The 19,646-nt window shown below is 64.4% G+C and carries 25 protein-coding genes and 2 pseudogenes; 11 read left to right on the forward strand and 16 right to left on the reverse strand.

The genetic code is table 11. The annotated features are described in order from the left end of the window. Nucleotides 1-548 precede the first annotated feature (548 nt). A pseudogene (locus DPR14_RS29175) lies at nucleotides 549-1,229 on the reverse strand (DUF4347 domain-containing protein); the annotation flags it as partial. Nucleotides 1,230-1,242: 13 nt separating this feature from the next. On the opposite strand from DPR14_RS29175, the gene DPR14_RS22230 reads away from it, so the two are divergent. Then, nucleotides 1,243-2,790, forward strand: a complete 1,548-nt coding sequence (locus DPR14_RS22230; RefSeq protein WP_158043840.1) for an IS66 family transposase — start codon at nucleotides 1,243-1,245, stop codon at nucleotides 2,788-2,790. Between the two features lie 10 nt (nucleotides 2,791-2,800). Here the strand turns inward: DPR14_RS22230 and DPR14_RS22235 are convergent, their stop codons facing one another. Both DPR14_RS22235 and DPR14_RS29180 read right to left on the reverse strand, forming a co-directional pair. Beyond that, complete coding sequence (locus DPR14_RS22235; RefSeq protein ID WP_158047092.1) at nucleotides 2,801-3,058, reverse strand: LEPR-XLL domain-containing protein; 258 nt, start codon at nucleotides 3,056-3,058, stop codon at nucleotides 2,801-2,803. Nucleotides 3,059-3,699: 641 nt separating this feature from the next. Beyond that, entirely contained in the window at nucleotides 3,700-3,861 is a 162-nt protein-coding gene (locus DPR14_RS29180) for a hypothetical protein (protein ID WP_425501053.1), read from the reverse strand. Between DPR14_RS29180 and DPR14_RS22240 the strand changes: the two genes are divergently transcribed. Continuing rightward, on the forward strand, nucleotides 3,793-3,954 hold the full coding sequence (locus DPR14_RS22240) for an antitoxin (RefSeq protein ID WP_425501049.1): 162 nt from the start codon (nucleotides 3,793-3,795) through the stop codon (nucleotides 3,952-3,954). The genes DPR14_RS29180 and DPR14_RS22240 overlap by 69 nt on opposite strands. After that, nucleotides 3,951-4,358 carry a type II toxin-antitoxin system VapC family toxin gene (locus DPR14_RS22245; protein ID WP_343038669.1) on the forward strand — a complete coding sequence of 136 codons (408 nt, stop codon included), beginning with the start codon at nucleotides 3,951-3,953 and terminating at the stop codon, nucleotides 4,356-4,358. The genes DPR14_RS22240 and DPR14_RS22245 overlap by 4 nt, the downstream gene beginning before the upstream one ends. A gap of 38 nt (nucleotides 4,359-4,396) precedes the next feature. Here DPR14_RS22245 and DPR14_RS22250 read toward each other — a convergent pair whose 3' ends face one another. The 3 genes from DPR14_RS22250 to DPR14_RS22260 form a co-directional block, all read right to left on the reverse strand. Continuing rightward, complete coding sequence (locus DPR14_RS22250) at nucleotides 4,397-4,870, reverse strand: REP-associated tyrosine transposase (RefSeq protein ID WP_192499105.1); 474 nt, start codon at nucleotides 4,868-4,870, stop codon at nucleotides 4,397-4,399. A gap of 496 nt (nucleotides 4,871-5,366) precedes the next feature. Continuing rightward, nucleotides 5,367-5,723 carry a hypothetical protein gene (locus DPR14_RS22255; protein WP_158047095.1) on the reverse strand — a complete coding sequence of 119 codons (357 nt, stop codon included), beginning with the start codon at nucleotides 5,721-5,723 and terminating at the stop codon, nucleotides 5,367-5,369. A 141-nt stretch (nucleotides 5,724-5,864) separates the two neighbouring features. Beyond that, a complete protein-coding gene (locus tag DPR14_RS22260; RefSeq protein ID WP_158047096.1) occupies nucleotides 5,865-6,146 on the reverse strand; it encodes a DUF6916 family protein in 282 nt (93 codons plus the stop codon). Nucleotides 6,147-6,630: 484 nt separating this feature from the next. Between DPR14_RS22260 and DPR14_RS22265 the strand changes: the two genes are divergently transcribed. Then, nucleotides 6,631-7,263 (forward strand): phage tail protein, encoded by a 633-nt coding sequence (locus DPR14_RS22265; protein ID WP_192499106.1) that lies wholly within the window; start codon nucleotides 6,631-6,633, stop codon nucleotides 7,261-7,263. Nucleotides 7,264-7,367: 104 nt separating this feature from the next. Here the strand turns inward: DPR14_RS22265 and DPR14_RS22270 are convergent, their stop codons facing one another. Continuing rightward, nucleotides 7,368-7,676 carry a hypothetical protein gene (locus DPR14_RS22270; RefSeq protein ID WP_158047098.1) on the reverse strand — a complete coding sequence of 103 codons (309 nt, stop codon included), beginning with the start codon at nucleotides 7,674-7,676 and terminating at the stop codon, nucleotides 7,368-7,370. A 97-nt stretch (nucleotides 7,677-7,773) separates the two neighbouring features. Between DPR14_RS22270 and DPR14_RS22275 the strand changes: the two genes are divergently transcribed. Then, nucleotides 7,774-8,295, forward strand: a complete 522-nt coding sequence (locus DPR14_RS22275; RefSeq protein ID WP_158047099.1) for a GNAT family N-acetyltransferase — start codon at nucleotides 7,774-7,776, stop codon at nucleotides 8,293-8,295. A gap of 17 nt (nucleotides 8,296-8,312) precedes the next feature. Here DPR14_RS22275 and DPR14_RS22280 read toward each other — a convergent pair whose 3' ends face one another. Further along, nucleotides 8,313-8,612, reverse strand: a complete 300-nt coding sequence (locus tag DPR14_RS22280) for a DUF6916 family protein (RefSeq protein WP_158047100.1) — start codon at nucleotides 8,610-8,612, stop codon at nucleotides 8,313-8,315. Nucleotides 8,613-8,827: 215 nt separating this feature from the next. Between DPR14_RS22280 and DPR14_RS22285 the strand changes: the two genes are divergently transcribed. Further along, the gene (locus DPR14_RS22285; protein WP_192499107.1) at nucleotides 8,828-9,511 is read left to right on the forward strand and encodes a terminase small subunit; all 684 of its coding nucleotides are present in this window, start codon (nucleotides 8,828-8,830) and stop codon (nucleotides 9,509-9,511) included. A gap of 31 nt (nucleotides 9,512-9,542) precedes the next feature. On the opposite strand, the gene DPR14_RS22290 is transcribed toward DPR14_RS22285, so the two are convergent. Continuing rightward, the gene (locus DPR14_RS22290; protein ID WP_158047102.1) at nucleotides 9,543-12,194 is read right to left on the reverse strand and encodes an ATP-binding protein; all 2,652 of its coding nucleotides are present in this window, start codon (nucleotides 12,192-12,194) and stop codon (nucleotides 9,543-9,545) included. Between the two features lie 289 nt (nucleotides 12,195-12,483). On the opposite strand from DPR14_RS22290, the gene DPR14_RS22295 reads away from it, so the two are divergent. The 5 genes from DPR14_RS22295 (at nucleotide 12,484) to DPR14_RS22315 (ending at nucleotide 14,862) form a co-directional block, all read left to right on the forward strand. Further along, the gene (locus tag DPR14_RS22295) at nucleotides 12,484-12,825 is read left to right on the forward strand and encodes a cupin domain-containing protein (protein WP_158047103.1); all 342 of its coding nucleotides are present in this window, start codon (nucleotides 12,484-12,486) and stop codon (nucleotides 12,823-12,825) included. 18 nt (nucleotides 12,826-12,843) lie between these two features. Beyond that, on the forward strand, nucleotides 12,844-13,086 hold the full coding sequence (locus DPR14_RS22300; protein WP_158047104.1) for a hypothetical protein: 243 nt from the start codon (nucleotides 12,844-12,846) through the stop codon (nucleotides 13,084-13,086). 2 nt (nucleotides 13,087-13,088) lie between these two features. Further along, nucleotides 13,089-13,361 carry a hypothetical protein gene (locus DPR14_RS22305; RefSeq protein ID WP_158047105.1) on the forward strand — a complete coding sequence of 91 codons (273 nt, stop codon included), beginning with the start codon at nucleotides 13,089-13,091 and terminating at the stop codon, nucleotides 13,359-13,361. 138 nt (nucleotides 13,362-13,499) lie between these two features. Further along, on the forward strand, nucleotides 13,500-14,390 hold the full coding sequence (locus DPR14_RS22310) for a DMT family transporter (RefSeq protein WP_158047106.1): 891 nt from the start codon (nucleotides 13,500-13,502) through the stop codon (nucleotides 14,388-14,390). A gap of 229 nt (nucleotides 14,391-14,619) precedes the next feature. Further along, a complete protein-coding gene (locus tag DPR14_RS22315; protein ID WP_211103854.1) occupies nucleotides 14,620-14,862 on the forward strand; it encodes a hypothetical protein in 243 nt (80 codons plus the stop codon). Between the two features lies 1 nt (nucleotide 14,863). Here the strand turns inward: DPR14_RS22315 and DPR14_RS22320 are convergent, their stop codons facing one another. The 7 genes and pseudogenes from DPR14_RS22320 to DPR14_RS22345 all read right to left on the reverse strand — a co-directional run. After that, complete coding sequence (locus DPR14_RS22320; protein ID WP_158047108.1) at nucleotides 14,864-15,223, reverse strand: ribbon-helix-helix domain-containing protein; 360 nt, start codon at nucleotides 15,221-15,223, stop codon at nucleotides 14,864-14,866. 230 nt (nucleotides 15,224-15,453) lie between these two features. Next, nucleotides 15,454-15,975, reverse strand: a complete 522-nt coding sequence (locus DPR14_RS22325) for a hypothetical protein (protein WP_158047109.1) — start codon at nucleotides 15,973-15,975, stop codon at nucleotides 15,454-15,456. A gap of 25 nt (nucleotides 15,976-16,000) precedes the next feature. After that, nucleotides 16,001-17,137, reverse strand: a complete 1,137-nt coding sequence (locus DPR14_RS22330) for a helix-turn-helix transcriptional regulator (protein ID WP_158047110.1) — start codon at nucleotides 17,135-17,137, stop codon at nucleotides 16,001-16,003. A 297-nt stretch (nucleotides 17,138-17,434) separates the two neighbouring features. Then, nucleotides 17,435-18,040, reverse strand: a complete 606-nt coding sequence (locus tag DPR14_RS22335) for a CDP-alcohol phosphatidyltransferase family protein (RefSeq protein ID WP_158047111.1) — start codon at nucleotides 18,038-18,040, stop codon at nucleotides 17,435-17,437. Nucleotides 18,041-18,050: 10 nt separating this feature from the next. Then, nucleotides 18,051-18,371, reverse strand: a complete 321-nt coding sequence (locus tag DPR14_RS28935; RefSeq protein ID WP_343038670.1) for a CDP-alcohol phosphatidyltransferase family protein — start codon at nucleotides 18,369-18,371, stop codon at nucleotides 18,051-18,053. A 49-nt stretch (nucleotides 18,372-18,420) separates the two neighbouring features. Beyond that, complete coding sequence (locus tag DPR14_RS28940) at nucleotides 18,421-18,915, reverse strand: CDP-alcohol phosphatidyltransferase family protein (RefSeq protein WP_343038749.1); 495 nt, start codon at nucleotides 18,913-18,915, stop codon at nucleotides 18,421-18,423. A gap of 12 nt (nucleotides 18,916-18,927) precedes the next feature. Beyond that, nucleotides 18,928-19,608, reverse strand: a pseudogene (locus tag DPR14_RS22345) (phosphatidylserine decarboxylase); the annotation flags it as partial. Between the last annotated feature and the right edge of the window lie 38 nt (nucleotides 19,609-19,646).

The following is a 19,646-nucleotide window of genomic DNA, read 5'->3' on the forward strand; positions in this document are numbered from 1 at the left end:
GCGGTTCCGCCAGTTACTATTGCTCCATTAGTACCGGATGTAGTTGCCGCATTACTATAAATTATTGAGTCGAATATACTGACCGATCCGCCCGCCGTTGCGCCATTGTGCCTAACAACAACTGGATTGGAAATTGTTCCACTATTACTAAAACCAGTAAGTTCCAAGCTCCTCAGTACGATATCAACATTGTTGCCGCCAGTACCGTTGCCAGTTGTAAGGCCGCCATAGTTGCCGCCATTAATTATGACGTCCGGAATATCATCGCCGTTGACATCGCCATCGATCGTAACGCTGGCAACAAGGGTCGCCAGATTGGCGCCAAGCGTAATCGTTCTTTGTGCAACGGTCTTTGAGCCAGGATCGAATGTGGTGCTGTCAAAAACGATCGAATCGGTGCTGCTGACCACGTTCGCCGACGTGTATGCCGCAAGGAAACTGCCGGCGCCGCTGGCGGCGTTGGTAGTGACAGTATAAGTCGCCAGCCCGCCCGAGAAATTATCGAGCGCGGAGAGCGTGACGATCGATCCGATGTCCGAAACCACCGTGCCGATGGTGGCTTCCAACGTCCAATCGCCGCCCTGTGCCGAACTTCCAGTCCGGTCCGTCGATGCCGCGACATCGGCACCCGTGATATCGCTGACCTGTTGGAGGAAGGCGAGGCCATAATCCGTCTCGGCGACATCGCAGCCATAGAACAGGATGTCGCCATCCGCATTCAGCGCACGTCCGATCGTCTCCAGCTCGGTCCGGTACCGATCGAGCGACCCTTCCCACAAGGTCACGGTACCCAGACGTACCTGCCCGTCCCAACCATGGCTAAAAATCTGAATACCGTCGAGGCCCGAGCGATTGGCCAGAATCTCGGCCATCTGCACGATGCCATCGCGCGAACCATCAAGGACGATGACTTCAACTCCGGGACTGACGGCATCGACAAGTGTCTGGTGATCCGTCACCGACGAATCGACAAACACGATTTGCTGCCGACCACCATCTGCGCCGATGCCCACCAAAGAGGCCGATAGATCCGTTTGCTGAGCTGTTTCCGGCGCTACCGTTGCAGCGGCAACGACCACCGGGGAGTCCGATACGGTCGCCTGCGCCGCCGCATCCAGAAGCGCCTGATCCACCGCTTCGTCGGCGGCATCGAACAGGACTTGGTCAGTTTCCCCGGTCGGCGGGTGTGTCGAGGTGATGTGAGGGCTTCCCATGATGAGGGTGGACATGGTTGTCTAAGCCATGTCCGTAGCGCCGCTTCCAGACTTGGACGCCCTGTCTCTCGCCGAGCTGAAGAAGCTGGTGGTCGAGCTGCTGGTTCGCGTATCGACATTGGAAGAGGAGAACCAGCAGCTGCGGGCAGAGAACGCCCAGCTGAAGGATCTACCGAAGAAACCGAAGCTGGCACCGGGCGGCATGGACAAGGCGACAGAGCCGGACAGGCGGGCCAGGACCAAGGAGGCGCGCCGGCAGCGGCGCAACCGGCAGAGTGGCCGGCGCACCCCGCCGGTGACCACGGAGCGCACCCTTGTCATCGAGGCCCCGGCGGGCTCGCGCCGGCGCGGCTTCGAGCCCTTCACCGTGCAGGATCTGATCCTGGCGCCGCAGGTCATCCGCTTCCGCCGCGAGCGCTGGGTGACACCGGACGGCCAGGAGATCATCGCACCGCTGCCGCCCGAGGTGCGCGGCCACTTTGGCCCCGGGATCGTGCGCTTCGTGCTGATGCAGCACGTCCAGGGGCAGGTGACGGTGGAGCGCCTGCGCGCCCAGCTGAGAGGCCTGGGCGTGCGCATTTCCAAGGGTCAGATTATCACCCTCCTGACGGCCAACAAGGATGCTTTCCATGCCGAGAAGGACGCCATCCTGGAGGCCGGGCTGGCAACTGCCGCCTGGGTGACGGTCGATGATACCGGCGCCCGCCACGCTGGGGCCAACGAGTACACGACGCACATTGGCAATGACCGCTTCGCCTGGTTCGCTACCCGGCCGTCGAAGAGCCGACTGAACTTCCTCGACCTACTCCGTGCCGGCCATCCCGACTACGTGATCAATGCCACGGCGCTGGCCTACCTGGTCGAACACGGCGTGCCGGAAAGCATCGTCGCCGCTCTGCTCGCCGCCGGACCCCGGAGCTTTGCCGACGATGCGGCGTGGCAGGCCCAGCTGGACAGCTTCGGCTTCGGCGCCGGTCATCGTCGGCGGGTCACCGAGGCGGCCATGGTCGGAGCCATCGTCGCCCGCGGCCTGCTGACCGACACCGTGATCATCTCCGATGATGCCGGTCAGTTCGACGTTTTCCAGCACGCCTTGTGCTGGATCCACGCCGAGCGCCATCTCCGCCGGATCGTCTGCGTGACCAACGAGCAGCAGCGCCAGGTCGCGCTGCAGCGCCAGCTGGTCTGGTGGTTCTACGCCGATCTCAAACTCTACAAGGACGACCCGAACGCCATCCGCCGAACGGCGTTGAGGCGGCGCTTCGATCGGATCTTCACCCGGGTCACCGGCTTTGCCGAACTCGATGAGGCCGTCGCCCGGACCCTTGCCAACAAGGACGAGCTGCTGCTTGTCCTCGACCGGCCAGATATCCCGCTGCACACCAACGGCTCGGAGAACGACGTCCGCAGCTTCGTCACCAAACGCAGGATCTCCGGCGAGACCCGCTCCGCGGCCGGCAAGCAGGCGCGGGACACCTTCCTCAGTTTACTGAAAACCTGCTCCAAGCTCGCCATCTCGTTCTGGGACTACCTCGGGGCTCGGCTAAATATCCCGGACGCCGACCGCGTGCCCTGACTCCCCGATCTCATCCGCCAAAACGCCTCAGCGTAGTCCACAGCAAACCGCCGTGGCCGCTATCCGCCGACGAAACTGACCAAGTCCCATCGAACAGCGGGTCAACTCCCGTGTCCAGCACCGTCGCATCGACCGCCGTCGCCACACCCGCCGCGTCGAACATGAAACGCGGTTCCAGCGCGATGACGGATGTGGACATGTGCAGGTGATCCCGCATGCCGGTCAGACCGCCGCGCTTTCCCCGCCGACCAAGTCCCATCACACCCATCACGACCTCCCCACCTGACGCGAACTTCTTCGACCCATGCGCTAACAGCAATGAGTACCTCTTCGGTATAATACTCTCGTTTGCAATTGGTGTACAGATGGACCCTCGTCGATAAGGCTGCCGTTGGAGACCGCCCGCAATATGTCGGCCTCGGCCGTGGGGCGAACGCCGACATGCCGGCAAACCCCAGGCGTCACCTGTAGGTTGCGCCCATGGCGCAACACGGCACGTCCCCGCCTGCCGGTCGCCCCCGGCGCCGGTGTGGGTGTTGCGCCATGGGCGCAACCTACGACGCTTGCCGGTGGCGGATGCTTGAATGGGGCCGATCGGCCGGGGCGGATATCAACCCGTGCTTGACCGGGTTCCAATGGATGTATGCGACGCACCGCTCGTAATCGGCTTCGTCGCGAACTCGATGCTCCCGGAACCGGCGCTGCCACACCGCCTGTTCGTTGCGTCTCGTCCGGGCGTTCGACCGGTCGGGACGTGGATGCGAGGGAAGTTGAATCAACCAACCTCGTCCCGACAGGTGCATTGGCAACACACAGTGGTCGGCCTTGGTCGTCGGGCGACTACCGCTCCTTTTCCCTGTTGCACCAGGGAAAAGCGCAAGCATATGCTGCCATAGGCCATCTTCCTGATCATTGAGGTGAAAAATGCAACCCGCTTCGCGGCATGTCCGCCTTTTCCGGAATGGCCGGAATCAGGCGGTCAGAATACCGGTCGAGTTTGAACTGCCCGGCGACGAGGCCATCATGCACCGTGACGGCGACAGGCTCGTTCTTGAACCAGTGCCGAGGCATGGACTTCTCGCCCTTCTCGCCACATGGGAACCCTTGGACGAAGAGCTTCCCGAGGTCACCGACGAACCGGTGAAACCCGAGGACGTATTTTGACCGCACCCCTTTACATGCTCGACACGAACATCGTTTCCGACCTGATCAGGAACCCGGCCGGCAAAGCCGCCCATCGCATCATGTCGGTCGGCGACAAGGCCCTCTGCACAAGCATCGTCGTCGCGGGGGAGCTTCGATACGGTTGTGCAAGAAAGGCTTCGCCCAAGTTGACCCGGAAGGTCGACGAAATCCTGGGCGTGATACCGGTGCTGCCGTTCGACGTCCCGGCCGATGGCGACTACGGCAGGATAAGGTGCGAGCTGGAGCGGGCCGGCCTGTCGATCGGGGGGAACGACCTGCTGATCGCCGCGCATGCGATGGCGCTTGGGCTGACCCTTGTTACCGCCAATACACGGGAATTTTCGCGGGTATCGGGCCTGCGGGTCGAGAATTGGCTGGAATGATCACAGCGCCGGTGTGGGTGTTGCGCCATGGGCGCAACCTACGACGTTGGCCGGCGGTGGATGCTTGAATGGGGCCAATCGGCCGGGGCGGATACCAACCCGTGCTTGACCGGGTTCCCATTGATGTATGCGACGCACCGCTCGTAATCGGCTTCGTCGCGAACTCGATGCTCCCAGAACCGGCGCTGCCACACCGCCTGTTCGTCGCGTCTCGTCCGGGCCTTCGACGGGTCGGGACGTAGATGCGAGGGAAGCAAAGCGGTGAAGCGGCCCTTGATCGCGTTCCAGCGCATGGAATAGTCCGAGTCGCCTTCCGGCAGCGTCCAGATCATGTGCAGATGATCCGGCAGGACGACGCTTGCCCCGATTTGGAACGGCCGGTGGCTCATCACTATGCGGAAGGCTCCGCGCAGGAGTTCGACCGCCGCTGGATCTTCGAATAGCGGCCGCCCATAGGTCACTACGGTGAAGAAATACGTCCCGCCCGGGGTCCGATCGCGCCGGTATTCCATGGCGGCAGCGTGCCACGTCATTGCATGCCTGCCACCGCGACACTTTCGCCTTGCCGCTCGTAGTTGCGCCCATGGCGCAACACTGGTCGCCGGGAGAAAGACAGCGTAACGGGGAGCGCGGGTTCGCCACGCGGACCGGCACCTTAAACGTTGGGCCGAGGGTTGACCAACCAACGGGCTATTCCGTCAATCCCATGTGGGCGAGCAGGATGTTCAGATTCCGGTCACGGCTGTACGGCAGGGTAATCGCCTACTAAATCAGGAGATACTTTACCGGAAAGCCTTAAAGCTCCTGATCGTCATGACCGAACTTGATCCGCAGCTGTCCGGCACGGTAATTGCCGCCTCAACCAGTGGACGCTTTTCTGGTGGGGCGCTCCTCCCCTCATCGTCATGACCGGGCTTGACCCGGTCATCGCTTGCGGACTCCATCAGCGCCGCCGTGCGGTGAGATACCCGGATCAAGTCCACGGCTGTCCGGCACGGTGATTGCCTATTACGGGAAAGGGTTAATCGCGGGCAGAAGCACTCCGTTTTCGTCACGGCCGGACTTGATCCGGCCATCTTTCGCGGGAAGCATCGAAGCCTCTGTGCCTTGAGATCCGCGGGTCAAGCCCGCAGATGACGAGCCAAAGGAGAAAACAGTCGCCTGGAATGTTCTCAATAGTTGATTAGCAACAACCGTGCCGGACAGCCGTGGGTCAAGCCCGGTCATGAAGGTAAGGGGAGGAACGCTCTGACGGAAAAACCCCCTTCCGATTGTTTCAGCAATAACCGTACCGGACACCCGTGGCTTCCCGTTCACGTCCTGCCGGTTTCCGTCCATGCCTCCGATCAGATGCACCAGCAGCACCGGGCCTCCGGCCGGATGACGATCACGTCGGTCTTGTCGGCGATCGTCACCGGGGGCCCCATCCCCGCATGCGACAGTTCACGCTTTGACGGCGTGCCCGCCACCCCAATCAAGCCCTTGCGGCAAAGGGGCGGCTCCCCGTCAGGTGAACTCCGCCAGATATTGCTGCACCGGTTCGGTCCGGGCGACCGGGATCAGAGCAACATAGGCGAATTCCAGCCCGTCCTCGCTCGTCAGCTGGTAAATGCCCGGCGAAAGCCGTTCCTCCGATGGGTTGGCGAAGGTCAGCGTGAACGGCACGTGGGAGGTTTCGAAATCCTCCTCCCCTTCCCTGACCCTGATCAGCCTCAGCTCGACCGGCCTCGGGATGGCTGCCGCCACGAAGATATTGCCCACCTGTTTCTTGAAATACTTGATGTCCATGGATGCCCATCCATTCATGCCGGCCACCTTTTCGGCTGCTGCCCCGCGCTTGCTCCTCCCAACTGCCTATATCGAAAGAACTAATTCTTCACTAATGCGGGGGATTCGGCCGGTGGAAAAGTTCCGCCGGTACCGGCCGGCGCGCTCCGAGTCGAGGCAGGCCACCCTTTCGCCGGCCCGCCGGGCCAGCCAGACCGGGCCTCCCGACGCCACCGCGACATACGATAGTACCGTTGATTGGCGCCAGGGCATCGTCTACCTCCATTTACGAGCATAGTACGATATCGATTCTCCTTTTTCGGCGCTTTATCGATTCAATCCGGACGGGATTTCGGATAGCCATGGCTCGGGTCCCATGCCTTTCGGAGGAGGCTGGGAGGCTGCCACGATCCGGCGGCTCGGGATCCGATGGGGGGAAACGGCGGACACCCCGCGGGGCATACCCGCGAAGCTTCGTCATCGCACCAGGAAGGAAGAGTCGACCATGTCCGATCCGTATATGGGCACAGTGATGCCCGTCGCGTTCCAGTTCGCTCCCCAGGACTGGCAGACCTGCCAGGGGCAGAATCTTCCGGTCAACCAGTACTCCGCCCTGTACTCGCTGCTTGGCACCACTTTCGGCGGGTCCCAGAGCCAGAACTTCAATCTGCCCGACCTTCAGGGCCGGACCATCGTCGGCCAGGGCATCCTGAACCTCAATGGTAGCGTGTCCCAGTACCTCCCCGGTACCAAGGGCGGCAGCAACACCGCGACGCTGTCCACCGCCAACGTTCCGCTGGCCCCGCACGTCCATCCGCTGACCGGCGGGTCGGCGACGGCGACGGTGAGCATCATGGGTTCGTCAGGGCAAGCGACTCTTCCGGGACCCGGCAATGGCAACGTGCTGGCGACCGCCAACTATGACGACCCCTCCATCTCCGAGAACAAGCCGGTCAATATCTATGCCCCGGCCGGCACCCCCACCGCCACCCCGATCGGCACCGGCACCGTCTCGCTCACCGGCCTGACCGTCGGCCCCAACCAGGGTACCAGCGCCACCCCGTTCAGCATCCGGGAGCCGTTCCTCGTGATGTACTATGTCATCGCGACCAACGGCATCTATCCGACCCGTCCGTGACCCGACGCTCCCGGGCCGCCGCTCTCCCCCGGGGAGCGGCGGCCCGGCCGCCGGTCAGTTGAAGGCCACGTGATAGCCCATGCCGTTCTCCTCGCGGTCCGGCGTCAGGGTCGGAACGATGTGGAGGCCCAGCACGCCCGTGCCCTCCGCCTCGATATCGTAGAAGCCTTCCAGCAGGATCGGGTCGGCCGGCCCCGGAACCGGAGGGTCAGCGGCTTGCGGAACTTGGGGTGGGACGCCCCCTTGCTGGGATCGTAGGCGTTGGTCAGCCTCAGCTTGAAGTCGGCGGAAACGTTCGGGTGCAGGATCGAGAACTCCTTCCCGATCCACGGCGTGAAGACCTCCAGGGTAAAGATATCGGCGGCGGGGACGGCGGCCGGGGCGGCAACTGGGGCGGCGGCGGATTCAGTCATGGCGGAACTCCTTCCGGAAGTGTAACGTTCCGTCATTATACCCCTAAAGGCATATTACTCCAGCTTTCCGAAGCTTCGAACCAAAGGGTTCTCCCGCATGATCCGCGATGGCGATCGAATCCTGACCACCAGGCCCGGCCTGACCCTGCGGCCCGAGCGGCCGGAAGACGAGGCGCTGCTCTTCCGCATCTTCGTGGCGTCCAAGGCGCTGGATTTCGACGGCATGCCCCTGCCGCAGCACCAGAAGGACTTCCTGCTCCGCCAGCAGCATGTCTCGCAGCTCTACAACTGGCGGCATCTCTATCCCGACCTGGAACAGTGGATCATCGAGTGCGACGGCGAGCCGGTCGGCCGCCTGATCTTCTCCAACCCGCCGGACCAGATCCTGCTCCACGACCTGGCGATGCTGCCGGGGCGGAAAGGCGTGGGCGGCGGAAGGCTCGTGATCAAGGATGTCATCTTCGCCGAGGCGATCCGCTGCGGGAAGATCGCGCGGGCCTCCGTCGCCCCGCACAATCCGGCGCGCCGGCTCTATGCCCGGCTGGGCGTGACCGAGCTTCCGATGACGCCCGATTCGCCGATGATCCCGCTGGAATGGCTGCCCCCGGCGCTGCGCTGACCCGGCCTCCGCGCCTGTCAGTTATGGAGGACCTGGTATTCCTGCATCGGTCCGCTGGACTGGATCGGCGCCATGAAGACCTGCCGGAACTCCCGCCCGCTCTCGCTCTTGAAATCGTAGGTGCCTTCCAGCAGCAGCGTGTCGCGCGGGCTGGCGAAGATCAGCGAGAAGGGAATGCGGAAATCGCGCAGCGTCGGCACGCCCTCCTTCAGGCGGATCAGCTTGATCCTGACCGGCTTGGGCACGGTATCCACCCAGAACATGTTTCCGACCTCGCTCCGGAAGGTTTCCACCGTCAGCGACCCGAACACCACCATGACCCGCGCACTCCATCAGATTCCCGGAAGGCTTACCACTAAACGCATAGACTGCTCGCCGTAAAGCGATAAATCTCCGACGTCCGCGGTACGCGGGATGCCACCCCCTCCCGGCCTCCCGCCCGATATTCCCGGTGCGTTCCTATGACCTTGACATGGACACCTATAATAGGATTAACATCCTTCACCGACCACCGCCGAACGAAAGCCACGCCATGAACGCCCCCGCTCCCCGGCTCGCCGTCCGACAGGAACTCTTCTGCGAGGAGATCGCCGCCGGCGCGTCGGCGGCGGAGGCCGCGCGCCGCGCCGGCTATTCTCCGCGCGGCGCGAAGCAGCGGGGCCATTTCCTGCTGGGCCGGGAGGAGATCCGCGTCCGCATCGACGCGCTCCGCGCCGAACGGCGGGCGTTCCACCAGTCCCGCCTCGACCGCGCCGCGGAGGTGATGGAGACGATCATCGCCGACGCCGTGGAAGCGAAGAAGCCGGGCATCGCCATGCGGGCGGTGGAGTTCCAGCTCAAGCTGTTCGGCGTCATCCAGGACCGCCGGATCGCCCACCACTTCCACGGCGAGCGCCAGTCGCCCGACGCGGGCGTCGCGGACATGGCCCCCGACCCGATGGAGTGGATGGACGCGGTCCCTCAGGACCTCGAGGCCCCGGCAGTGACCAAGGATGACCTTCCGCCGGTTCCGGACGGTGACCCCGCCGCCGCTCCCGCTCCCGCTCCCGAACTGCCCGCGGGACTGATCGAAGCCTTGGCGGCCGGGCTTCCCCCCGAATTCCTGGAGGATCTCCCCGCCGACCTGCTGGACGACCTGCCCGACGAGGTCGCCGGCCTGTCCTGGGCCGAGCTGGCCCTGCGCCTGAAGGTGGTCGAGGCCGGCTTGGCCGCGTGACCGTCCCGCCCCGGCCCCGCTCCCGCCCCCGTCACGCCAGCTCCCGCAGCGCCGCCCGAACGCGGACGAACTCCGCCTGGATGTCCTTCACGCGCCGGTATCCCTCTTCCGCCAGTTCTTCGCGCGACAGGTCGCGGCAGGACAGCAGCAGGCGCACCATGGGTGCCGCGCCGACATAGGACGCGCTGCTGCGCAGCGAATGCGCGTGATCCTTGAAGGCGTGGAGGTCGCCGGACGCCCAGGCATGCTCCAGCTCGTCCACCAGCTCCTCCGCGTCGTTCAGGAACTCGCGGGCGATCTGTGCCACGAACGCCGGGTCGTCGTCGACCGACCGCAGCTTGTCCAGCGCCGCGGTGTCGATGCTCGGCTCGTCCAGGCCGGGTCCCGGTTCGGCCACGGCCGCGGGATCGGTCCGGGCCGGAAGCGGCCCAACGGCCCGGGTTCCGCCGTCGACCAGCCGGGCGATGGTGGCGAACAGCGCGCCGGGATCGACCGGCTTGGTCAGGAAAGCGTCCATGCCGGCTTCCGCGCATTGGCGCCGCGCCGCCTCGGTCGCCTCCGCGGTCAGGGCCACGATCGGCAGGTGGGGCCGGTCGGTGTGGGTGAACCGGTACATCCGGGCGACGTCCAGGCCGCTGACCGCCGGCATGTTCATGTCCATCAGGACGATATCGAAGCGGTTGTGGTCCAGCAGGTCCAGCGCCTCGTCGCCGTCGGCCGCGAAGACGGCGTCATGACCCGCCCGCTGGAGGATCTTCTCGATCACCCGCCGGTTGATCGCGTTGTCCTCCGCGACCAGGATGCGGCAGCGCCGTCCGGACGGCCCCGGCTCGCCGGCACCGGACGCGCCCGCGGCGGCCGCGGCCAGCGCCCGCGCCGTGTCCAGCGCCTGCGCGACCTGCCCCGGCTCGTCGGAACAGCTCAGCACCAGCTCCGCCCGCCAGCCTCGGGCGCGCCGGCTCGCTTCGAGCGGGGTGGCGCCGACCAGCACCACGACGGCGCGCTCCACGCCGGCGGCGCTCTCCAGCCAGGCTTCCAGCGCGTTGGCCGGGTCGTCCAGCGCGTCGAGCGGGATCAGCAGCACGGGAAGCGCCGCGTCGTCCCGCAGCGCCGCGGCCAGCCGCGCTTCGGCGTCCAGCGCATCGGCGATGCCGTCCCACTCCCCCTTCAGGGCCGAGCGGATCGCCGAGACCCGGTCCGGCGCCCCGGCCAGGACCGGCAGCGGCGCCACCGCATGGCCGGATGGCGGCGCCGCGCACCGGGTCGCGAAGGGGAGGGTGATCCAGAACTCGCTGCCGCGGTGAAGCTCGCTGGACACGCTGATCGTGCCGCCCATCAGCTCGACCAGCTGGCGCGAGATCGCCAGCCCGAGGCCGGTGCCGCCGTAGCGCCGGTTGATGTCGTCCTCGGCCTGGGTGAAGCGGTCGAAGATGCGGTCCAGGTGCTGCGGCGCGATGCCGATCCCGGTGTCGGCCACCCGGAACTCCAGGACCGCGCGGTGCCCGCCCCGCTCATGGACGGACCGGATCACGCGCACCGACAGGGTCACGTCGCCGCTCTCGGTGAACTTGACCGCGTTGGCCAGCAGGTTGGTCAGCGCCTGCTGGAGCCGCCTTCCGTCCCCGACCACCGCCCGCGGCACGTCGGCGCCGACCACCAGCCGGAGGGCCAGCCGCTTCGACCTGGCCTGCCCGCGCAGCATCAGGCGCGTGGCGTAGAGCACGCGGTGCAGGTCGAAAGGGCCGGAATCGATGGTGAGCTTGGCTTCCTCCAGTTGGGAGAAATCCAGCACGTCGGTGATCAGCGACAGGAGCTGCTTGGCCGACGCGTTGACGGTGGCCGCCATCTCGCGCTGCTCGCCGTCCAGCTTCGTCCCCATCATCATGTCGCCCATGCCGATGATCGCGGTCAGCGGCGTGCGAAGCTCGTGGCTGACCGTCGCCAGGAACCGGCCCTTGGCGCGGTTGGCCGCCTCGGCCTGGACCTTCGCCTCGGTAAGCTGCCGGATCAGCCGGGCGACATAGGCCGGCAGCACCACCAGCGCCGCCAGCAGGCCATAGGCGACATGGGGGATCTCCAGCCAGAACGGCGTCACGTGGATCACCCAGGCGAACCCGGCGGCGCCCAGCACCGCCGACGACATCAGGAAACGGGGACCGTAGCGGAAGCCGTTGCCGAAGGTGACCCACAGGTAGATCAGGTACCAGGGCGCCGCCATGGCCCCGCCGACATGGAGGAAGGCGCTGACCATCGACATGTCGAGCAGGTTGCCGACCGCCCGGCGCGGCACCGACGGCGCCGGTTCCAGCATCAGGTGGACCAGCAGCAGCCAGGACCCGGCGAACACGGTCGGCAGGATCAGCACCGATCGGACCAGATGGCCGGCCGTGCCCTCTGCCAGCACCAGCACCAGCACATAGGCCAGGATCAGGCTGACCAGCAGGATGCGGATGACGATCTGCTCGTGCTCGGTGTCGGTGCGCGCGGCGAACCGCCGGCCGATCGCCGCCAGCCCGGTCCGGAAGGCCAGGAAGCCCGCCAGGGCCGGCGGCACGGCCAGGGTGACCGCCAGCCCGGCGCCCTCGTACGGCCCCGGCTCCCCGGCCATGCTCAGCACGAACTCGAACCCGCCGATACCGAAGACGGCGCAGATCAGCAGGATTACGCACCAGGAATGAATCACGCTACGCCGCCCGTCCCTTCGGTCGGTGCCCGCCCGACCGTTCCGTCACCCAAGATTGCAGGCCTGATTGTGGGGGAGCGGCCCGGCGGGCGCAACTGCGCGCCGGGTCGGGGGACCGGTTATGCTAATCTCCGCGCCATGTTCGAGATGACGTTCCTGGGCGCCGCGGCGAGCGTTCCCTCGGCCGGCCGGGGAACCTCGCCCTGCCGGCGATGTTGTGGGGTCGTGGGGTGGAGCGCCGGCTTCGGCCGGCCGCACCCCTCCCCCGCAACCGTTCAAGGAGAGCGCCATGGCCGACACCACCGTGATGAAGGTCCACTCCGCCAGTTCGCCCAGGGGCGAGATGGGCCAGAAGTATCTGGCGTCGGGCAAAAGCCTGTCGATGCGCCTGTGGCAGGACGAGCAGCCTTCCCGGGCCGACGCCAAGGAGCCGACGGCGCGGGACTACGAGACGGTCGGGTACGTCATCTCCGGCAGCGCGGAGCTTCACATCGAAGGCCAGATGGTCAGGCTGGAAGCCGGCGACAGCTGGTCCGTGCCGAAAGGCGCCAAGCACATGTACAAGATCCTGGAGCCCTTCACCGCGGTCGAGGCGACCAGCCCGCCGGCCCAGGTCCACGGGCGCGAATAGCGGTCCGGGAGAGTTCCGATGAAGATCATCTACAGCTACGAGGGCGAACGGGACGAGGGGCTCGAAAGCTCCGTCCTGCGCGGGATCGGCGAACGGTTCGGCGAGGCGCGCGTCACCGGCAGCCACTCCGGCGAGGAAGGCCTGACCACGGTGACCCTCGACCTTCCCGCCGGCCAGGACTGGCGGCGGGTGGTCGATGCCCTGCAGAGGCGCGGCGACCTGGTCGAGGTCGCGGGCGAATCCTTCGGCGAGGGGGCCTGACGGTGGACGGCCTGGCTGCGTTCCGTCCCGCGGGCCTCCTCCTCCTCCTCGCGGCCGCCGGCCTGGCGGGATGCGGCACGCCGGACCAGCCTCCGGTCCGGCTGCCTGCCGCCGTCACGATCAGCCACCCGGCCGACGGGCGGCCCGAACCGGCGGTCGACGCGGAAGCGGAAGGCATCTGCCGCCAGTGGGGCCGTACCGCTTCCGTGGTCGAGCGCTACGAGACCGAGTCCCGGAACAGCCGGATCTCGGCCTACAACTGCGTCGCGGGATGACCTGCGCTCCGCTCCCGCACCAAACCTAGGCTTTTAAGTTCAACGACATCTAACGGTATGTGGCAATAACCACATTTTCGTGTAAGATAAGTTAGATTGCCCAGGTAATAAACTTTTTGGTGCGTGGAGCGGATAAAAATGACCGGATTGATTGATATCCGTCGCCGGATCGACGGCGCATCATGGATGATTGCCGGGTGCTTTGCTTTCAGCCTTTCCGGAGCCTCGGCGAAGTTCCTGGGGACGAAGCTCCCTCCGGTCGAACTGGCATTCCTCCGGGCCGGCTTCGGATTGCTGATCGTCATCGTGGCATGGCGCGCCATCGCCGAGTTGCGCGTTCTAAAGGATCCCGTTTGGCATGCGGCTCGCGGCATCCTGGGCGTGACCGCCCTGTTCTGCATCCTGGTCGCGTTCACGCATCTCCCGATCGCCCTTGTCTCGGTCGTTCTCGCGGGGCGTACCTTCCTTCTGATCGCCCTGGCCGCGGTCCTGTGCAAGGAGCGCCCCGGTCCAATCGTGTGGGCGGCGGCCTGCCTCGGCGTGTCCGGGGTGGTGATCGCCCTGTGGCCGCAACTGAGTTCCGCCTTCGCCGACAACTTCACGCCGACGGCGGCAACGGTGGGCGCCGCCGCCGCGCTCGCGGCCGCGTTGACGTCGTCCGGCAGCCAGCTTGCGGTCCGCCGCCTGACCGATACCAACTCCCCGTCGGTCATCGTAATCGTCTTCGGGATCTTTGCCGTCACCGTGCTGTCGATTCCCGCGGCCTGGAACTGGACTGCGCCGGGTCCGGGCGATTGGGGCATCCTGATCGCCCTGGGCGTCTTCGGAGTCTGCTCACAGTGGTGTTCGGCTCGCTGCTACAGCCGGATCGGTGCGTCCAGGGCAGCCCCGATCGATCTCGCCCAGATTCCGGTCGGCGCGTGCATCGGGTGGCTGATTTTCGGCGAGGTTCCGGATACCTGGACCTTCGCCGGTGCCGCGCTGATCGTGACGGCCGCACTCTGGGTAACGGCTGCGGATGCCAAGTAATGGGGGCGGAGAAGCGCCGTGTCGAACCCAGCCCTCTTGCAACCCTGCGGCATGCAGGCGCAATACGTTCGGACCATGCAAGTCGGGCTTGCACTATGATAGAAATCAAGAAAGTCGTTCAATTCCATCATGGCCGATGCAAACCTTTAATTGAAGAGAGAACATCTTGAGCCATAGACCTGACACACTTCTCTCCCGTCAACTTTACATTGGCTGCAGCGTGGTGAGTTTGACGCTCGAGGCCGATCTGTGGTTGGCGCTCGACCAGATCTGCGATGAAGAGAAGACCAGCCTCGAAACCATCATTCACAGGATTTCGGACGAGTGGCTCGGAGACGAACTTCCATCGGCGCTATGGCAGTATGCGATCACTTACTTTCGGGCACGAAGCGATCCAAAGTACGGCAGAGCCAAAGCCGACATCGAGAAAATCCTGAGAGGTGTGCGCGGCGGCATGAGGGGAGATTGCTGAGTCAGTTGACCATGAAACCACGCGGACGAGCGGCACCGTGCCCGGGCGCTTCATGGGCCGCATCCTGCGTTTGTCCCTGCCCGTGGGCGGCTTCCGCATGCCCCCTCTCATTCGCAGCCTCGCGAAAATAGCGCAGGACGTAAAGACGAACGGCGCTGGTCAGGCTGCCGCATTCGCTCCGGCTTCCCGCGATCTCCGTGCAGAGATCGTTCACGGATCGCCGCTCGCGATTGCAGATCTCATAAAGGGGGTTCCAGGCATAAGGCTCCAGCCGCATGCTGGTCCGATGGGATCCGATGGTGATGTTCTTTGAGACAAACAGGTTCCGCCGGCCAGGCGACGGTTCAATATCATCTGACATGGCTCGTCTCTTTCTATGGGAATGAATTGCAACCCAGGGGAACAATTATCGTTCCGCGAGAAAGACATTAGCCCATACAGCGAAGTGCATAAAGCTTAGTTCATTCGTATATGAGACGATCCATATAGGTGCAAGCAGGCCAGGTGAAGTGTTGCCGAATAGCAACAAAGCTGACCAATAAGGTTTGAACAAGGGCGGCGGGAATAGCCCACCGCCGTTCCGAAACAGACTTATGCCGCCTGCTCCAGCGTCACGTGGCACGGCGCCGCCTGCTCCAGCGTCACGTGGCACGGCGCCGCCTGCTCCAGCGTCACGTGGCACGGCGCCGCCTGCTCCAGCGTCACGTGGCACGGCGCCGCCTGCTCGTTCACTACAGGATGAGACTTGTCCGAAACGTGTCTATTCCCACCAGTTAATGGATCAATGCCAAACGTAGCGATGGTGAGTTCCCGAGTGCGCTGCCACATCGCAGTCAACTCGACAGACTCTCTATCACTGGCATAGTGATTAAGCTTCGCCCCTAGAATGTCGAGGCAATCGTGATCGAAACGAGCCATTTTCAAATGCAGATGAAGAACCTCATCGCCCAGCTTTGTAGGACGAAGCGGTTCACGATTACTCCTCAGAAGTACCAGAAGTCGGCAATACTCCTCCATGCCAACCTTGATGTCGCCATGCGAGAAGCCCTCTCCCAGCATAATTTCCGTCAGCGCATCAACCGGAAGCTTTGCTTTAACGTTCTCGATCTGCATTCGAATCTCCTCGGGTTTGGGCTTGTCAATTGAAATTGGACCGTGACCATGGCCTGTTCGCAAGGCGAAGCTGGGCAAGGTTGGAGATGATCTGTTGAAGCTTGGCACCGGAGGAGGCTCCGGTCTTAGCGTAGGCCGCTGACAGCTGATTGTTGACAGTTCCAGGTGATACGTTTCTCGCCCTGGCAACTTCTTTCGCGGAAAGGCCGGACGCCACAAGCACTGCTACTTCCGCCTCAGCGATCGACAATCCGTACAGAGACTGCAGCCATTCGGGATGGATTTCCGGCCGTTGATCAGGATCTGCTACGGAAACGAGCGACATGGGCTCCACCCCTTTGATCGCAGTCACATGCCGCATTGCAGGCTCTATCGATGCGACCAGAGGAAGTCCGCGCTTGCGGGGAATGCGCAACAATGATGGAGTCTGCGACCCGTCCAGAACAGCATGGTCCGCGATCATGCGGCTGACGTCGGCACTTACGCAGTCATTCTGTGCAACCAGGCGACCACCGGCGAGGCGCAGCCCGTCCCCTTGCTCGCACAGGCGGATCATGGATTCATTGGCAAATATGACCAACCCTGAGTAGGTACAGATCGCAGTTGGAACTTGTACTAAATTAAGCGACTCCTCAACCGTGAGGGGGCACTCGTAATTTGCCCGCCGAATCATGCGCTCGACGGATCGGGGCGTCAGAGATTGGGAGCCCAGTATTTCGTCGAGATGTTCTCCGTCGAATGGAGGAACCTCGCCATCCATGGAACGCAATTGGATCCAAGAACCATCCGGGCATTGAGCATGAATGACGTGGCATTTGGCTCCAGTATCCGCATGCCCAACAGTAAATTCAATTAATGGACTACGGTTGAATATATCTTTTACTTGGTGAATATAAAGCTCTGTATCAAGGTATGCAATAAGATTGCTAATTCTCCCCTTTTCGACACCAGAGCGCTGCCAACTGGCAAATTCCGAGCTATTGAAGTCATGATACGGATACATAGCCTTTGCATGACTGTTGACGTGGACAAATTTACCGCCGCCTGGCTCAACGACCCAGAATGCCAAGCCCGTCTTGTTCGCAAATGCAGCAAGTTTTTCGACTGAAGCAGTTTTGGGCTTACAGGTATGCCTGACCAACATAGATGCCAAATCCGTCATTTCGTCGCCACCATATAAGTAATAGCACGTTCAGGAAGAGAATTGCATGCGACAAGATTTCTATTGATCGGCATTCTACCTGTGCGTTATTTTATCGAAGAACGACGATCCTAAGGTAGAAGATAGAGACTTTCTGATGTATCTCGGCGCCCAGTTACAAAGCCTCAGTGTCTTGAGTAAGAAGCCATTTAGAATAGAGATACTGGTCTGGGCAATCACCCGACGCTGCCTATCGATTATCCGTTTCTGTTCAAAGAGATTGCGCCGAACGACTATGTCGGAACGATCGACTCTCCCTCAATCCCTGAAAGTCCGGGCCGCCGCCGCGATCCTTGCCGCCGTCGTCAGCCAGCACAGGGCGCCGAAGCCCCAGGCGAGCCAGGGGAAGGCGTCGGGGAACAGGCACATCGCCGCGAACAGCGCGATGGTCTCGGTCCCCTCGGTGATGCCGCCGACGTAGTAGAGCGACTTGGCGCCGCGGATCTCGGTGGTAATGCCGCGCTTGGCCGCCAGGATCGCGTAGGCCAGGAACGACGAGCCGGTACCGACGAAGCTGAACACCAGGAAGGCGGCGGCCAGCGCGTCTTCCGGCCGGCCCACGGCGAAGAAGAACACCACTCCCGAATAGAACAGGAAGTCGCAGACTATATCCAGGTAGCCGCCGAAGTCGGTGGCTCCGGCATGGCGCGCGACCGCGCCGTCCAGGCCGTCCATCGCCCGGTTCAGCAAGATCAGCGCCAGCGCCGCGCCGTAAGACCCGACCGCCAGCGCCGGGAAGGCTGCGGCTCCCACGGCGAACCCCGCCAGCGTCACGGCGTCGGCGGGCACGCCGCGGCGGGCGAGGACCGCGCCTGCGCGGCCGAGGGGCGGGTCGATCAACCGCCGCAGGCGGGCGTCGAGCATCCCGGGCCGTTCAGTCCGCCGGCCGGCGGTCGGCCGCTTCCGTTTCCGTTTCCGTCTCCGCCGCCGTCTCCGCGTCCGGATGCGCCGCCTCGTGCAGGCGCTCGGCCTCGCGGCGCAGCCTGCGGTATTGCCGCAGGCTGAACGGCAGGCTGGCCAGATAGGCCACGCCGATCAGGGCCAGGGTCAGCCAGGGGGTGCTGACCAGCATCGCCGCCAGCAGGCCGACCGCGGCCAGCAGCGGGATCACGTATTTCTGCGGGACCCGGATGCCCTTGAACGAGAAGGTCGGCCACTGGCTCACCATCAGCAGGGCGATCGCCGCGGCCCACACCCCACGAACAGCGGATGGCCGAACACCGTGGTGCCCGCCTCGAACGAGATCACCAGCGGCAGCAGCACCAGCCCGGCTGCTGCCGGCGCCGGGACCCCGGTGAAATAGTTGTAGGCGTAGGAGGCAGGTCCGAGTCGCCCAGCTTGCTGTTGAACCGGGCGAGCCGCAGCGCCGCGCAGACGCTGAAGGCCAGCACCGCGATCCAGCCCGGCGTGCCGGCACCGGCGAGGACCCAAAGGTACAAGGTGATGGCCGGCGCCACGCCGAAGCTGACGACGTCGGACAGGCTGTCCAACTCCTCGCCGAACCGGCTCTGGCCGTTCAGCAGCCGGGCGATCCTGCCGTCCAGGGCGTCGAGCACGGCGGCGATCATGACCGACACCACGGCCGCCTCGAACCTTCCCTGGATCGCGAAGCGCATGGCTGTGACGCCGGCGCACAGGGCCAGCATGGTCAGCATGTTGGGCAGCAGCCGGTTGATCGACAGGCCGCTCAGGCGGGGTGGACGGTTGCGCCGGCGGGCGCGTTCGGTGCGGGCGGTCATGTCAGCGCACCTCCCAAGCCTTGCCGGTTCCGTCGAGCCGAGGTCGGCGATGACGGTCTCCCCTCCGATCGTGGTCTGGCCGACGATCACCTGCGGGTGAACGCCGTCGGGCAGGTAGATGTCGGTCCGGCTGCCGAAGCGGATCAGGCCGTAGCGCTCGCCCGCGGCCACCACCTGCCCCGGCTTCAGGTGGCAGATGATCCGCCGGGCCACCAGGCCGGCGATCTGCACGAAGGCGATCTCCCGCCCGTCGTCCAGGCGCAGCCGGATCGCCATCCGCTCGTTCTCCTCGCTCGCCTTGTCCAGCGCCGCGTTGAGGAAGCGGCCCTTGCGGTACTCCGCCGCCTCGACCGTGCCGGCGGCCGGGGTGCGGTTGACGTGAACGTTGAAGACGTTGAGGAAGATGCTGATGCGCAGGCGCGGCTGCGGCCCCATGCCCAGTTCGGGCGGCGGCACCGCCGGCACGATCATCTGCACCGTTCCGTCGGCCGGGCTGACCAGCAAACCAGGCCGGGTCGGCACGACGCGGTCGGGGTCGCGGAAGAAATAGATGCACCAGGCGGTCAGCAGCGCCCCGATCCAGCCGAGCGGCTGGGCGACGAAGGCAAGGACGGCCGTGGCGGCTGCGAAGAGCGCGATGAAGGGCCAACCGGCACGGTTGATCGGAACGACGACGGATTGCAGAGCGGACATGGTCGGAAGTTGATTCCTGCGGTGGTCTGGATTGCGAA

This window comes from Skermanella pratensis (genome assembly GCF_008843145.1).
Taxonomy (GTDB): Bacteria; Pseudomonadota; Alphaproteobacteria; order Azospirillales; family Azospirillaceae; genus Skermanella; species Skermanella pratensis.